Consider the following 14821-nt stretch of genomic DNA (forward strand, 5'->3'; position numbering starts at 1 on the left):
ATTAAAGGCTTTATTTGAAAGTCAAATTAGAGTACCTCGTCCGGCAATCCATTGCAACAGGTAAATACTTCACTTTCATGCTATAATGGGTAAAGTAGATCATTGCTAGTAAGGCATTGATAAAGGAGATAACAGAATGAATCAACAAAAACAAGAATCAGCACAACAATTACCTGAAAATTTCAGTGAGCTAAAGAAGGCTGTCAACAGAACAGCCGACTGGGAAGAACGTTTAAATGCGGTCCAGGAATTAGCGAAATATAAAACGGACGAAACAATTAAGATCCTTAAATATGTAGCAAAATCGGATTTAGTAACAAAAGTTCGCGATGCAGCAGCTCGTCATTTAAAGAAAATGGGACAAGAGGTTGAAGCAGCTGAAACACCTAAAGGCGATTTATTTAAAGATCTTCGCAAAATTTTCAAGCGTATTAAGAAAAGCTTGCCTGCTGACCACACATACGAGGATTTCAAGGTAAAATTAGAAAAAATGCGTAGCGATATTTACAACACATATGAAGGCGAAAAAGGTGCACAATTTGATGCTTGGCTGAAGGATATGTGGGAGACGACAACAACTAAGAAATAAGTTTATTTGGGAGAACACGGGGTGATTTTCGTGTTCTTTTTTGTTTACATAAATGTACGAGTATAGCTTGGAAGAATTTTGTGAAAAATATTATGAACTATAGAAAGATGAGGTGAGCATATTGGGTATTTTTGACGGTTTGATGGGCAATGCAAGTGAATTGAAGACGGAAGATGTTCAAAAGGATATGCATGAAATTATCACGAGTGGAGAAACGGTAAAGCATGCCTTTAAAGTAATAAGAGATACATTTATATTTACGAATAAAAGATTGATACTCGTTGATAAACAAGGTATGACTGGTAAGAAAACAGAGTATTTATCGATTCCGTATAAAAGTATTACTAACTTTTCTATCGAAACAGCGGGCACATTCGATTTGGATGCAGAATTGAAAATTTGGATTTCAGGTAATAGTGTTCCGATTGAAAAGAAGTTCAATAAAGCGACGAATATTTATGCGGTTCAACGAGTTTTGGCTGAGAATATTTTGGCATTGTAAATCTAGATTTAGGTAACGAACTATTCGTGTAGTTCGTTTTTTTTGTGTGTTTCTCGGGGGTGGTCTTGATTGGCGGGGCCAGCGGATATTAGAAGTTTTATTGTTATTTTAGAACATCGCGATGCTTTATTTGAACTTCTGAAACAGATATTCGAAAATCGAGCACTTATTTTAGAAGATCGGTTAAAGTTATTAGAAGACCCAATTTTTATTAGAACATTTCAGATTTTATTAGAAGTTTAACCGGACATATTAGAACTTTTTCATGACGATATTTTAAAATATGCTGTATATTTATTTTAAAAGGGATGAAAGCGAGGGATTATAATGCACATAGAGCTCGATGAGAATACGAAAAACTGGATTCAATTAAAAGGTAAGCCTGTGTCCATAAAAATGATTCAAGTGAATGCATGCTGTGCTCCCCCTGTTCAGGAATGCATGACTCATTTCGGGAAGCCGAAAGATTTACATAACTATAAGGAATTTAAAATAGACAATTCAGCAATTTTTGTTGAAAAGCATCTTTTACGTAATGAAAAAATGATATTGAAACTTACGGGTATTGGTATTTTCAAAACGATTACGGCGAGGTTTAGTTAACCTTAGCTATCGGGATTTTCCTTTTAGCTAAGGTTTTAGAAAGACTATTATTCATCCTTTTCAATAACTATATACGCTTGTCCTGAAATTATGCTATCTCCCATAGCGCTTGCAGATATATGTTTTACTTTCCAGCCGTCTTCCAAGTATTTATTTACTTCAGTCAACCCATCGTCTTCCTTTGCACCGATTGTTCGCATGTTACTTTTAACCCATATTACTTTCTCCATTATGCTTCACTCCTAGTGATAAACTTAGTTTTAAAAGTAATTCGCTTTTGTTTTATTAAATCCTCTCTTACGTTAGCTTGAATCCCATTCCATAAAAAAACTAGGAAATGGAGAAACTAATCTCACACTTCCTAGATAAATTATCCTTCAATATAATTTGCTTCCATTCCGCGCGCTACTTCCATTGTTTTTTCCATAACGGCTGGATGTGAAATCGCTACATAAATTTCACCTTCGAAAAATCGGAACGGTATTTCCACTCCTTCAATTTGCCACATGAAAAAGTGACCGTTAATCTTCATATTTACGCCATCCTGAGTAACACTATAGAAATCTCTGTACTCGAAATCGGATTTTGCTGCAAAGAAGCTTTGGCACTCCTCTAGTTTGAGGGTCGGATTGCCTTCTGCATCATGGCGTGTAATTTTATATCGTGTGTTCATTTGAAAATCTCCTTTAATATCCATCTATCGTTTCATTATAATCGGTAGAAATTGTTAAGGCAAAAGACAGTGCTTATCTACAAATTGTCTTCCTAAATAAAAATACTCCCCTTAGCAGGAGAGTACATTCTTTATAATAAATTTATTATTCCCAAATTGCTGATGCCCACTCGGGATGATCGATAAATGGATTGCGGTTGTGCTGGTAGTCTGTATAGATAATTTCATTTCTTGTACGTTCGAAATTATCTACCGGATCCTCTTTATGCCATTGAAGCAATACAGAAAGTTTGCCATGATAAGGAGCTGAGCCATTGTTTACGCGATTATTTAATTCCAAATCAAGTTCTCCGCTGTCCCCTTCATAGCGAACCGCCATATAAAACAGCATACGGGCAACATCTCCCTTTACGCTATCTCTCGGCTCCCATGAATCAGAGTCATAATAATTTCCTCTTGCTTCTGAATGCTCATTGCCCCCGTTATCAAAATCAAGATTACTTCTCGAACTGTTGACGCTGACATCGGTTGGTCGCAAATGATGCAAATCTGTCCCTGCTCCCATTGAAGTGCCGAAGCCTCCATGCGATTTTGCCCAAACATGCTCCCGGTTCCAGTCATTTACATTTCCACCATTTGTCAGTTTGCTTTGTGAGCGGCCTGTATAAAGGAGGATGACATTATTCGAGTTGTTCGGATCTTCATCCGTCTCTCGAAGGGCAGTCCAAACATTTGAATAAGAGATCTCTGTATGATCATCAATAATATTGTGTAAAGCTGTTTTTAAAGCTTCCCCGGTTTTCCCGTAAGCCGCATCATAATAGCTATTAGTTGGAGGAGTTGGTGTTGGTCCAGGGTTTGCAGTTCCCCCCTCCTGCACTGTAAAGGCAGAACCGTCTTTTAATCCAGGATGTGAGAAGTAGGCTGACATTGTCCCTGTGATTTTCAAACTTTTCCCCATTAACGAAGGATTTGTTTTTAATCCATACGAGGAACGGAAAGATGAAGGGATTTGTACATAAATCATTTTTGCCGTGTTCGTTTCTGTTGCACTATCCGCTAAAGCTAATGCATAGTCATTTGGAAAATTACTTTTAAGCACTGTCGTTTGGGAAGTTGGTTGTCCAACTACATACCCTTGAACTGTTTTTGCGGAGCTGTTTTGATTGCTAATTGCCTGAGAAACAGAATACGGCGAAGACCATGACCCGTCCCCAGTAGCTGCAGTTGTTACAGTAGATTGAAGTGGCGTAATTAAAATGAAAATAATAAGTACCCAAGAAAACAGCGAACGTGCATTTCGATTATTAACCATTTTTCTCCTCCTAGAATGTCAATTTAAGTTAAATAGCAAAAGCTAACTAACTTATCAATATGTTATCATATTATTATTAATATTCTGTTAAATATTTACGGAAAATGGTTAAATTATTAAATTAGTTGTTAAGAAAATGATAGTTAATATAGGAATGCCTTTATGAAGGGGGCTTGATAATCCATTAAAAAACTAGCAAATGAAAAATTCGGAAAGACGAATTATTTTTCACTCGCTAGAATTGTTTATAGTATATTATTTGATGATTCTCGAATTAGAGGTGACTCCTATTTAAGTTGAAATCGTGGTTCCTCGTATACCTGCACTTCGGAAAGCCATTACAACCATAAAATGATCCATACTTACCATTTCGCAATACTAAATTACTGCCGCATTTTGGACAAGTGTCAACTGAAGTACTACTAGCTGGCTCCATAACAACTCGATCTATAGTAATCGGCTCGGTTTTCACCGCATTCACTTTTTTCTTTTTAGAATTAACAATCTCCTTCACATGCTCCAAGTGTTGTTTTTTAATTTCATTCTTTTGCTGCTTCGTTTTTGGAATTAGGGCATTTAGGAGCTTCGAAATTCGTATCAGTTGCTCCGCTGAAATTTCCTGTGTTTTATATTGTTCAATTGTCCGTTTTAAATGTTTTGTTTGAATTACATGTGCTTTTTGAAAGGGCTCCTTAAATTTGAATGTTGCAGCATCCGAAAAAACTATAATTGAATGTACCGGCACATCCATATTTAAATGGTGCTGTAACGCTTTTAGATGTGTGTTATTTTGCATCACCGGATTATAAAACCGTGATCTCTTTTTATAAATTGTTTGAGTCCAGTTCCTTTGGGTCTCACCGCCAAAAATCCAGCCCTTATAATTTTTAGTTTCGATTACAAACAGACCGTAAGCCGACAGTAAAACATGATCGACCTGTGTCATTTCACCATCCTTCTTCGGTATATATAGGTCATTGAATATCATAGCTTCCTCACCTAAACTTTCAAGCAATTTGCTAACCCTCCGTTCTCCAACAGCCCCTTTCGGTTGTATTAAATAAGCTATAAAAACAATGAAAGCCACAAAAGACAAACTAATTATTATGTAAAATAATAAACCGATAACTAACATACCATTCCCCCGTAAAATTAACCCTATGTTATTAGATACCCATCCTATTCTACCCTATTTTTAACAAATAATGTAAATTTTATCGACCTGACTTTTATTATTGTTTAATCAAGTACTACCGCTTAAAGCTCCAAAAATAAAACCGGTTCGTACTTTTTGTACGAACCGGCATCTGTCATGCTGTCTATAATACTTTTCCTAAAAAAGCTTTTGTTCTTTCTTCTTGTGGTGTTTCAAACAACGCGATCGGATTGTTTTCTTCAACGATATAGCCACCATCCATGAAAATAACACGGTCCGCTACTTCTTTCGCAAAGCCCATTTCATGTGTTACGACAATCATTGTCATTCCTTCTTTTGCCAAGTCTTTCATGACATCCAGAACATCCCCAACCATTTCAGGATCTAGTGCACTCGTTGGTTCATCAAATAACATGATTTTCGGTTGCATGGCAAGTGCACGTGCAATAGCCACACGCTGTTGTTGCCCACCTGATAATTCAGCAGGATATGCATTTGCTTTCTCTACTAAACCAACTTTTTTCAACAGTTCCATTCCCCGCTCATTAGCCTGGTCTTTCGTTAACCCTTTTAATTTTAGCGGAGCATATGTGATATTTTGTAATACGGTTTTGTGCGGAAATAAATTAAACTGTTGGAAAACCATTCCTACTTCTTGTCTAATTTGATTTAAGTTTGCATTTTTGTCGGAAATGGCATGACCATTTACAACGACTTCTCCGCCTGATATTTCTTCAAGGCGATTCAAACAACGTAAAAAGGTACTTTTTCCTGAACCCGATGGCCCGATGACACAGACAACTTCTTTTTCTTGGATTTCTGTGGAAATGTCTTTCAAAACTTCTAATTTCCCAAATGATTTTTTTAGGTTATTTACGGTAATAATGCTCATCGCAGGGCCATTCTCCTTTCAAGATAATTACTAAACAATGTTAACGCATATAAAATCACAAAGTATATTGCTCCAACAGTTAACCAAATTTCAAACGCAGCAAAAGTAGCTGAAGCCTGTATGTCCCCTTTTTGAGTTAAGTCGGCTATACCAATAACAGATAATAGCGATGTATCTTTCAAACTAATAATCGCTTGGTTCGTAAAGGTAGGAAGCATTCTTCTAAGTGCTTGTGGCATAATAATGTCTTTCATCGTTTGAAATCCTGAAAGGCCAAGTGAACGAGCCGCTTCTGTTTGTCCTTTATCAATCGATTGTACTCCAGCACGGATAATTTCAGAAAAATAAGCGCCGGCATTCAATGAAATCGCAAGGATCCCTGCTGTAATATTATCCATCGGAATAAACTTTGTTACACCGAAGTAGATGAAGAATAATTGTACAATGATTGGTGTACAACGGATGATATTAACGAAGACTTTTGCAATGATATTTAAAATTGTTAAAGGTGCTAAACGGAACAATGCCACGACAAGACCAATAGCAAATCCTAATACAATAGCAATAACAAAAATATAAAGAGTCATCTTTAACCCTTCAAGTAAGTAAGGTAAGGCAGCAATTGCCACTTCCATATGTATTTCCCTCCTCTTAAAAATAAGCACGCTATATGCGTGCTTATAGTTTTATTCAGCTAAATAATTGTCTAGAATTTCTTGGTACTCTCCGCTTTCTTTCAAGTTTTCTAGACCTTCATTAATTTTATCAAGAATTTCTTGATTTTTACCTTTTAATACACCAATCCCATATTGATCGTCATTCAGACGGTCACCAACAATTTTTAAAGGTAGATTTTGTTGTGCGATTGCATATGAAATTACTGGGTAATCTTCAAATAGTGCTACAGAATTTCCGTTTTGTACATCTAAGAACATCGATGGGCTATCATCAAACTGCACCATTTCAAAGCCGACCTCTGATGCAATAGAAGTTGCATAGTTTGCACCAACTGTTCCTTTTTTAACTGCTACACGTTTCCCTTTTAGGTCTTCTACAGATTCAATATCAGTATTTTCGTCACTTACAATAAGAGACACACCTGCATCGAAGTAAGGCTCAGAGAAATCAACGACATTTTTACGTTCTTCCGTGATACTCATTCCACCCATAGCTACGTCTAATTGACCTGCTTGTAATGCTGGTATAATTCCTTTGAAGTCCATTGCTTTTAATTCCACTTCAAAACCTTGGTCTTCAGCAATTGCTTCGATTAATTCCACATCAATCCCAACATATTTACCATCTTTTTCGAACTCAAATGGTGGGTATGTAACATCAATACCTACTTTATAAACCTCTTTGTCTGAATCAGTTGATGATGATTTTTCTGTATCATCCCCGCTGTTACATGCTCCTAATAACAATGCTGGTACGAGTAAGAAACTTGCTAATAGATTCTTTTTCATGAATTATCCCCTTTTCTTTATATTTCGATTGTTCCAAATTAAGTTTATTATTTAAAAACTATCATTACAACCCTTTTCCTCCTTTTTTCCTTTGTTATGTCATAAATTTAATAGTTTAAGATATTTTCCTGTATTAAAATACCTTATATTGGTTATTAATTATTGAATTAAGAAAATTCTTATTGAATTATTGGTTGGCACTATAAAAAATCTCTATATATCTAATTTTGTTGCAAAGAATTTTTATCATTCATACAAAAGAGTCGAATTACCTTCTGCATCATGTCAGGTTTTTGCCTGCATTGACAATTCGTTGAGAGCAATTCCAAAGCCCAAAAAAATGAAGCTCCTTTTAAAAAGAAGCTTCATAATCAATATTCTTATACCTGTATCACACCTAATAAAACGGCGATAAATAGTAGTGAAATACTTAATCCCCACATCCAGAAGAATGAGAATTTTAAGTGTTTGCCCATTTCCAGACCTGATAGACCAAGTGCTAGCCATACTGCTGGTGCAAGTGGAGAAACGAATGTACCGACGATGTTACCGATAATCATCGCATAGGCTGTTGATAATGAATCGATGCCATAAGTTAATCCAATTTGATCTACGACTGGGAACAAGGCAAAGTAATAGGCATCTGTGCTTAACAGCAAATCAAATGGTACGCCAAGTACACCGATAATAATATGTAAATATTGAGCTAAAAAGCTTGGCAAGATATTTACAGCATTATTCGCAATCGCTGTTAACATGCCTGTACCATTTAAAATTCCTAAAAACAGACCGGCAGCAATGATGATTGAAGCCATTGTCAACGCGTTCGATGCGTGTGCCTGAATGCGTCCCATTTGTTCTTTTGGTGTACGGTAATTTAGTGGTAACGCGATTGCAACACCGATTAAGAAGGCTAATCCAGCTGGTAATAGACCTGACATTAATACAGCAAGGACCACAATAGCTAAAATAGCATTTGCCCAAATTAGCTTTGGACGTTTTAATGATTCATCTACTTCATTGTTAAGAATACTGTTACTTAAATCAAAGTTTAACGTTTGTCCTGTTTGCGCACGTTTTGCAATCAGGCGTTTTTCACGGAAGCCCATAAATACAGCGAGTAGTAGCATTAACACAACACCGATTACTTGAATCTTGATTAACGGATGCCAAAGCTCTGTTACATCTGTATCGAGAACGGAAGCTACACGCCCTAATGGACCACCCCACGGAATCATATTAATAATGGCGGCAGAACCAGCGACTAATAATAAAAGTAAGTACGGATTCATGCCAAGTCGAACATAAAGTGGCAATAGCGCCGTAATTGAAATTAAAAAGGTAGAAGCACCTGAACCATCTAGCTGTGCAATGACAGCAACAATTACCGTTACAATCGCAACAAGCACGACATTTCCTTTTGACAGCGCTACCATTTTATTGATGATTGGTTCAAATAACCCGACATCCTGCATGATCCCGAAAAAGATAATTGCAAAAATAAACATAATCGCAACACTGATTACGGAGTCAATCCCATCCCCGAAAAACACTCCTAAATCATCAAACGAATAGCCTGCAATAAACATCGCAATTACTGGCGGAATGACCATTGCAACAATTGGTGATACACGCCCGCTAATTAATAGCGCGACAATGACTAAAATCGTAATAATTCCAATAATACTTAACATTAAACAACCCCCATTGCTTAGAATTCTTATAATTTTATGACAATTATGTGCATGGAGGAATAATGTGATCATTTATTTAATAAATACAATAAAACTAATTTTGTTCATAAGTTTCACGAAGGACATAATTGCGTTCCGGACGACCGACTGTTCCGTAAAGCAGCTTCGTTTCAAGGACATTCATTTCAACTAAATATTCTAAATAGCGTCGGGCAGTGGATCGGCTTGTCCCGATTACTTCACTTAACTGGGTAGCTGTTAGCGTTGTGTATTTTTGCTCTTTAAATAAGTGAATGACCTGTTCGAGCGTAAATGTATCAATTCCTTTTGGTAATGCTTTTTCGGTCGACGCGCTGCTGTTGCTGTTCCGGTTAAAAAGCATATCCAAATCGTGCTGTGTAAAGTGTGTTTTCTTTTGAAATGCTGATCGTGTGACGTGAAGCTGCTGAAATGCTTTTTGGAGTCTTGCTTCATCGAACGGCTTCACAATGTAATCAAATACCCCGTATGCAAATAATGCTTCCACATGTTCACGCTCTGCTGCTGCAGTTACCATGATGATGCTGATTTCCGGATAATGAGCCCGTACATAGGCAACAAGATCATAGCCTTTGACATCCGGAATATATAAATCCATTAAAAGAACGGTTGGAGGTGCTGTCTGTGTGAGCGATTCTATTAAAGATGCGCCACTTAAAAATTGCTTTACTTGTGCTTCCGGCTGTATCGCTCTTATGTAGTCGGCATGGATCGCCGCAATGCGAAAATCATCTTCTAGCAGCCAAATATCCATTACATCACTCCCTTTGTAAAATGATTAAAAAGCAAGCCCCGCCTAGGTCACTTTCTTCTATTAATAAGGAGCCGCCTACCTTTTGCAGTGCCTGCTCACTGATCGCCAAGCCGTAGCCCCGATCGTAGCCATCCTTTGTCGTATAGCCGAGTGTAAAAATATGCTCTGCTGTTTCTTCCTCTATACCAGGTCCGTTATCATGCACCTCAATAATCAGTTCATGGCTATATTGGTGAATAAAAAGGTTAATTTGTTTATCGGCTATGTTCGTAGTATGTAACGCATCCATAGCATTTTGAAGAACATTGCCTAACGCGGTTAATAATGCATCCACTTCTTCATCACTATAATCGATTAAAACGTCTTGAGTTTCAATAGTTATCGTAATTCCGCGCTCCTTAGCCTCTGAAATTTTCCCTTCTAATAATGCTTGTATAAGGATAGAAGGTTGGGCTGCAAGTACTTGCTGCTGTTTTGTTGTATCCTGCTGCTCTTGCCTAATATATTGAATCGCCTCTTCAATATGGTCATTCTTTATTAAGCCAAGGATTACATGCAGTTTATTGGCAAATTCATGCGTTTTCGCCCGCTGCATCCTCGCTTGCTGCTTCACAAGTGTCAACTCATTAATCACGGTTTCATACTCAAGCTTTGCACGCAAAATATATAAATAGCCGAGCTGCTTATCATGTTTTAACGGCATCTTTGAAATAATCATATCCTGCTGCTGCAAAGGAATTTCCAGAGCACGAACCACCTCATCTTGAAAAAGCCTTTCAGGAAGCAGTGTATGTAACGAGATACCTTCTTCCAGTGGTGAAATGAGTTCCTTCGCACGTGAATTTGAGATTACGACATCATTATTTAGTGTCGTTAAAATAATACCATCCGTCGTTTCCTCTAAAATTGTATGATAGGCAGAATATACCTTGGCAATTTGTGCCGGCTGCATACCGAGCAGCTGTTCTTTTACATAAAGCGATAACAGTACTGCACAAATTATCCCGAAAACCGCAACGAGAAGCGTTATTTGAAGCCATCCAGAAAATGCGGTATCAATTGTTCTTTGAATATCCTTAGTTAAAAATCCGACTGAAACAATCCCTACAACATTGCCGTCAACAATAACCGGTACCTTCCCGCGGATGGACTCTCCTAGTGAACCTGTTGTTACCGAAACAATAGGCTCTTTGTTAATAAGCGCCGAATCATTGTCCCCTCCAACCATCGACTGACCAATCTTTTGGGGATCTGGATGAGTATACCGAATCCCTTGTTCATTCCCAATCACAACAAAGCTGGCACCGATTTGCTGTCGGATTTCCTCTGCGATTGGCTGAAGAATGGAAGAGGGGTCTTCTTTAGAAAATGTGGAAACGATATCCGGTCGTTCCGCAATTAAATACGCACTCGTTAACGCCTTTTCCCCCATCTCCTCGACTATCGATTCATCTAAATGATGATTGATTAATAATAAAAACAGCACACAAATCGCAAATATGATCCCGCTAATCGTAATAATGAGCCTTGCCGTTAACGATTGCCTTAGGCGAGTTACCATGGTTAGCCCCCTTTCGATTAGTGTTTTTACTATTTTAACATGGGAGCATCGCAGAATTAATCAATATAACCGTACCTTAATTTCTCATTAATTCATAAAACCACATTATAATACTGGAATGAATTATTTGAATTTGTATTTTTCCTACTAGGAGAGTAAAATATTACTATAACAAATCTCCCGGAAATATTACTTAATAACCAACAGGTTGTCCAATATATAAAAGAAGGAGTTAAAAGTAATGAATATTACTCGAATTTCAAAATATGTTCTTTCCTTTTCCTTTGTATTAGCACTGATTTTCTTAGGCTTTAATACAACACCACTAGCAACGAACGAAAATAATGAACATGACGTTATACAATCCATTAATCAGTACCTACGATCGGATTATGTAGCTATATATGATTATGAAAATGAGTACGATGTTAAAAGTGAATTGTTAAAAATCCAACAGTTGCAGAAGGATTTAACAAATGCTACTGGAGTGGATTATAAACTGCTTCAACATGCTCAGACTATGCTCGTACAATTAAACAGCGCTATTTATAACAGGGACTTATATAAAGCCGATTTCTACGTTGATGCTTATTTATCGACACTATATGATACAGAGCATGCAGAAAGCCATTATAGTGACTGGAACTTATATACAATGCCTTTTGAGGGGAACCAGCAGATGGACACAGAACTATGGAATGAGCTTACCGAGCAGGAGAAATTAAGCTTCATTCTTTCCATGAAGTCGATTTTACTAAATCAGGAATCCGTACAATACATGCCTTCTACATTTTATGTATTGAAACAACTGGAGCAATCACCCCACGATAACATTGCGAACTACGTTGTAAGAACTTTGCACTACCATTAAAAATAAAAAGACTGCGCTAATAGTCAAATTGACTTTAAGCACAGTCTTTCTTCTTATTATTCGTTGCAAGGCACATGCCCATTACGGATTATTATTTTACTTTCTGAGCATGGTGTGATGCTGCTGCACCAGCTAATTTTCCAAATACCGCGCCAGACATTAACCCTGATCCACCTGGGTAATTTTCATAGAAAATCCCACCAATCATTTCTCCAGCTGCATATAAGCCTTCAATCGGTTCATTTGATGTATTTAATACTTCACCTTCTGGAGTTGTTGCTAATCCCCAGAATGAGAATGTTATACCGCATGTAACCGGATAAGCATAGAAAGGTCCTTCACTTATTGTTTGTGCCCAGTTAGATTTCGGTGGTGTAATCCCCTTTGTACTTTTACCGTCTTTGTCAGATGGATTAAATTCTCCTTCCTGAACAGCTTCGTTATACTTATTAATTGTTTGTAGGAATTGCTCTTTATTAATATCCAATTGATCTGCAAGCTCTTCCAGTGTAGCTGCTTCAAATACTGTCGCTTCCTCTAGGTTATACTCAGCACGTAAAATCGGACGAACTTTTGCATCATAAATTTGATAAGCAATATTATTTGGTTGTTTTAATATTTCTTTCCCGTATTTTGCATATGTGTAGTTCCGGAAATCTGCCCCTTCATCTACAAAGCGGTTTCCTTCTACGTTAACCATCACGCTATATGGATAGGAGTGTTTCTTAAAGATATCGCCTGGTTTTTGGAAATCTCCAACTCGTGGTGCATTGGCATCTGTTCCAATTGCATGACAGCCATTTACTTGACCAAATGTTTGCGCACCGATTGATACCGCCATATCGATTCCATCGCCCGTGTTAAATTCAGTTCCTCTGACTAATGCCTCATTCCACTCTTCGCCTAATGCTTCGGCACGTTTCTTTTTGTTTGCTTCAATACTACCGCAAGCTAAAACAACACTTTCGCATTCAATTGTTTTAAGCCCATCTTTAGTTTGTACTTCGATCGCTGTAACTGCTTTATTATCCGTTACAATATTTGTTGCTGCGCTTTCATACCAGACATCAATGCTTAATTCTTCGCAGCGCTTAAATAAGCTTCTCATTAAGCCAATCCCTTTATCGACCGTTTTAATTGGCAGTCCGCCCCAGAAATGAATTTCCCCTTCTTTTTCAAACGATTGGTTCGCATAGTTTAATTCAAACTCTACACCATGTTTTTTCATCCATTCAATTGTTGGGAGCGATTGATCCACTAATTGACGAATCAGTTCTGGTTTACTTTGATTTTTTGAAACGCGCATAATATCATCATAAAAATCCTGCGCTGCATAAATCGGCATATTGATTTTATTAATTGTTTCCTGATCTAAATCAATTACTTTTGTAATGGACTCTAAATCCTGATAGGCGACACGGATTGCACCGTCTGTAAAGAAGGAATTTCCTCCGCGCTTTTCAAACGGACCTTTTTCTAGTACGAGCACCGAGCTTCCCTGCTCCTTTGCAGAAATCGCAGCACATAATGCCGCATTCCCTGTACCTACAACTACTACATCATATTTTGACATCAGACATATCCCCTTTTCATTTGTTAGGTTTACTATAAAAAACTTGTTGAAATAAATGAAATATTTAATTTTTAGTAATAACCATAAAATATTTTTATCACTTAAGTAATTTCCATTTTAAAATCGGTAAGATGAGAATATAGATAAATAGCATTCGAAATAATTGAAAAATGGTGACCTGTGTGGCATCGGCTTGTAAGGCTGTGGCAATCAGGCCCATTTGATCCATACCACCTGGGGCCGTACTTAAATAGCTTGTAGCAAAATCCATATCAAATAAGAACACCATTCCTTCAGCAATTAAAAAAGTTACGAATAATAATAAAACTGCGCTGCTTATACCACCTATCAATACACGTATCGGTAAACGTAAAGATTGCGGATGTAAAAGTAACCCGATATACGCCCCAATACAAAGCTGTGCGATATGCAATAAATTATCATCTATAGGGGATATTTCTACTTTGACTAAACTTAAAAGTAACCCGATAATGACAGGCGTTAAAAAATGCGGTACGGGTAATTTCAACTTTTTCCCAACCGGTAACAACATAAAGCCCAGTAAAATTAATAGGAGACTTTGCAATAAGCTGGCTGAGCCTGTTTCAATTTTTTCAGGCACTTTACCTGTAAATGAAACAATAATTGGAATTAAACCGACTACAAAAAGTACGCGTATGACATGAAAGAACGTTACAACAGCTACGTCGATATCTTCCTGTTCTTCTGCAAAAACAACTAATTGAGATAAACCACCAGGAATGCTCGCTGTTAAAGCTGTGGCTAATGGTATATTTGCCCACCTTTGCAATGAGTATGCTAACGCAAGGCAAAATACACTTAAAGCGATGTTAAGAACTAACATAAAAAACAGTGTATCTTTCATGGCAACTAAAATATTAAACGTGAAAAGCTGGCCAATCGCAGTTCCTACTATAACTAAACCAATATTGCGCATGATGATTGGCCATTTCATCGGAAGTTTCCAAAGCAACTGTGTGAACAATACACCAAATAAAGAGCCTAACATCCAGGGCATTGGGAAGTTGATTAAGTGAAAAATGGTGACCCCAACTATTGCTACAATTATCACTGTAACAATAGGGGAAATTGTGCGCATAAAATCCCCCCTA

The 14821-nt window shown here is 37.3% G+C and carries 17 protein-coding genes; 5 read left to right on the plus strand and 12 right to left on the minus strand.

Annotation, left to right across the window (positions count from 1 at the left end; genetic code table 11):
- Positions 1-136: 136 nt before the first annotated feature.
- From MKY13_RS15685 to MKY13_RS15700, 4 genes are all read left to right on the plus strand, one after another.
- Positions 137-589, plus strand: coding sequence for a HEAT repeat domain-containing protein (locus MKY13_RS15685; protein WP_339213737.1), 453 nt, complete (start codon positions 137-139; stop codon positions 587-589).
- A 121-nt stretch (positions 590-710) separates the two neighbouring features.
- Positions 711-1091: a PH domain-containing protein gene (locus tag MKY13_RS15690; protein ID WP_191703741.1), complete on the plus strand. Its 381-nt coding sequence runs from the start codon at positions 711-713 to the stop codon at positions 1089-1091.
- A 69-nt stretch (positions 1092-1160) separates the two neighbouring features.
- Positions 1161-1334, plus strand: a complete 174-nt coding sequence (locus MKY13_RS15695; protein ID WP_339213739.1) for a hypothetical protein — start codon at positions 1161-1163, stop codon at positions 1332-1334.
- An 84-nt stretch (positions 1335-1418) separates the two neighbouring features.
- Positions 1419-1694 (plus strand): CC/Se motif family (seleno)protein, encoded by a 276-nt coding sequence (locus MKY13_RS15700; RefSeq protein ID WP_339213741.1) that lies wholly within the window; start codon positions 1419-1421, stop codon positions 1692-1694.
- 47 nt (positions 1695-1741) lie between these two features.
- On the opposite strand, the gene MKY13_RS15705 is transcribed toward MKY13_RS15700, so the two are convergent.
- The 10 genes from MKY13_RS15705 to MKY13_RS15750 form a co-directional block, all read right to left on the minus strand.
- Complete coding sequence (locus MKY13_RS15705; protein ID WP_339213743.1) at positions 1742-1924, minus strand: hypothetical protein; 183 nt, start codon at positions 1922-1924, stop codon at positions 1742-1744.
- Between the two features lie 140 nt (positions 1925-2064).
- Complete coding sequence (locus MKY13_RS15710) at positions 2065-2367, minus strand: excinuclease (protein ID WP_339213745.1); 303 nt, start codon at positions 2365-2367, stop codon at positions 2065-2067.
- A gap of 145 nt (positions 2368-2512) precedes the next feature.
- On the minus strand, positions 2513-3682 hold the full coding sequence (locus MKY13_RS15715; RefSeq protein WP_339213747.1) for an endonuclease: 1170 nt from the start codon (positions 3680-3682) through the stop codon (positions 2513-2515).
- A 274-nt stretch (positions 3683-3956) separates the two neighbouring features.
- Complete coding sequence (locus tag MKY13_RS15720; RefSeq protein ID WP_339213749.1) at positions 3957-4817, minus strand: NERD domain-containing protein; 861 nt, start codon at positions 4815-4817, stop codon at positions 3957-3959.
- A gap of 184 nt (positions 4818-5001) precedes the next feature.
- Positions 5002-5730, minus strand: coding sequence for an amino acid ABC transporter ATP-binding protein (locus MKY13_RS15725; protein WP_339213751.1), 729 nt, complete (start codon positions 5728-5730; stop codon positions 5002-5004).
- Complete coding sequence (locus MKY13_RS15730; protein ID WP_191699734.1) at positions 5727-6365, minus strand: amino acid ABC transporter permease; 639 nt, start codon at positions 6363-6365, stop codon at positions 5727-5729. Before MKY13_RS15730 ends, MKY13_RS15725 begins: the two co-directional genes overlap by 4 nt.
- 51 nt (positions 6366-6416) lie before the next feature.
- Positions 6417-7196 (minus strand): transporter substrate-binding domain-containing protein, encoded by a 780-nt coding sequence (locus MKY13_RS15735; protein WP_339213754.1) that lies wholly within the window; start codon positions 7194-7196, stop codon positions 6417-6419.
- Positions 7197-7576: 380 nt separating this feature from the next.
- Complete coding sequence (locus MKY13_RS15740) at positions 7577-8890, minus strand: citrate:proton symporter (protein WP_339213756.1); 1314 nt, start codon at positions 8888-8890, stop codon at positions 7577-7579.
- A 94-nt stretch (positions 8891-8984) separates the two neighbouring features.
- Complete coding sequence (locus tag MKY13_RS15745; protein WP_339213758.1) at positions 8985-9683, minus strand: response regulator; 699 nt, start codon at positions 9681-9683, stop codon at positions 8985-8987.
- Positions 9684-9687: 4 nt separating this feature from the next.
- Positions 9688-11244: a sensor histidine kinase gene (locus MKY13_RS15750; protein ID WP_339213760.1), complete on the minus strand. Its 1557-nt coding sequence runs from the start codon at positions 11242-11244 to the stop codon at positions 9688-9690.
- A gap of 241 nt (positions 11245-11485) precedes the next feature.
- Between MKY13_RS15750 and MKY13_RS15755 the strand changes: the two genes are divergently transcribed.
- Complete coding sequence (locus MKY13_RS15755; protein WP_339213762.1) at positions 11486-12115, plus strand: D-alanine--D-alanine ligase; 630 nt, start codon at positions 11486-11488, stop codon at positions 12113-12115.
- A gap of 91 nt (positions 12116-12206) precedes the next feature.
- Here MKY13_RS15755 and tcuA read toward each other — a convergent pair whose 3' ends face one another.
- Together tcuA and MKY13_RS15765 are read right to left on the minus strand one after the other, a co-directional pair.
- Positions 12207-13688: an FAD-dependent tricarballylate dehydrogenase TcuA gene (tcuA, locus tag MKY13_RS15760; RefSeq protein ID WP_339213764.1), complete on the minus strand. Its 1482-nt coding sequence runs from the start codon at positions 13686-13688 to the stop codon at positions 12207-12209.
- 97 nt (positions 13689-13785) lie between these two features.
- Positions 13786-14808 carry an AbrB family transcriptional regulator gene (locus tag MKY13_RS15765; protein WP_339213765.1) on the minus strand — a complete coding sequence of 341 codons (1023 nt, stop codon included), beginning with the start codon at positions 14806-14808 and terminating at the stop codon, positions 13786-13788.
- Positions 14809-14821 lie beyond the last annotated feature (13 nt).

This window comes from Solibacillus sp. FSL W8-0372, from assembly GCF_037969735.1.
Classification (GTDB): Bacteria; Bacillota; Bacilli; order Bacillales_A; family Planococcaceae; genus Solibacillus; species Solibacillus faecavium.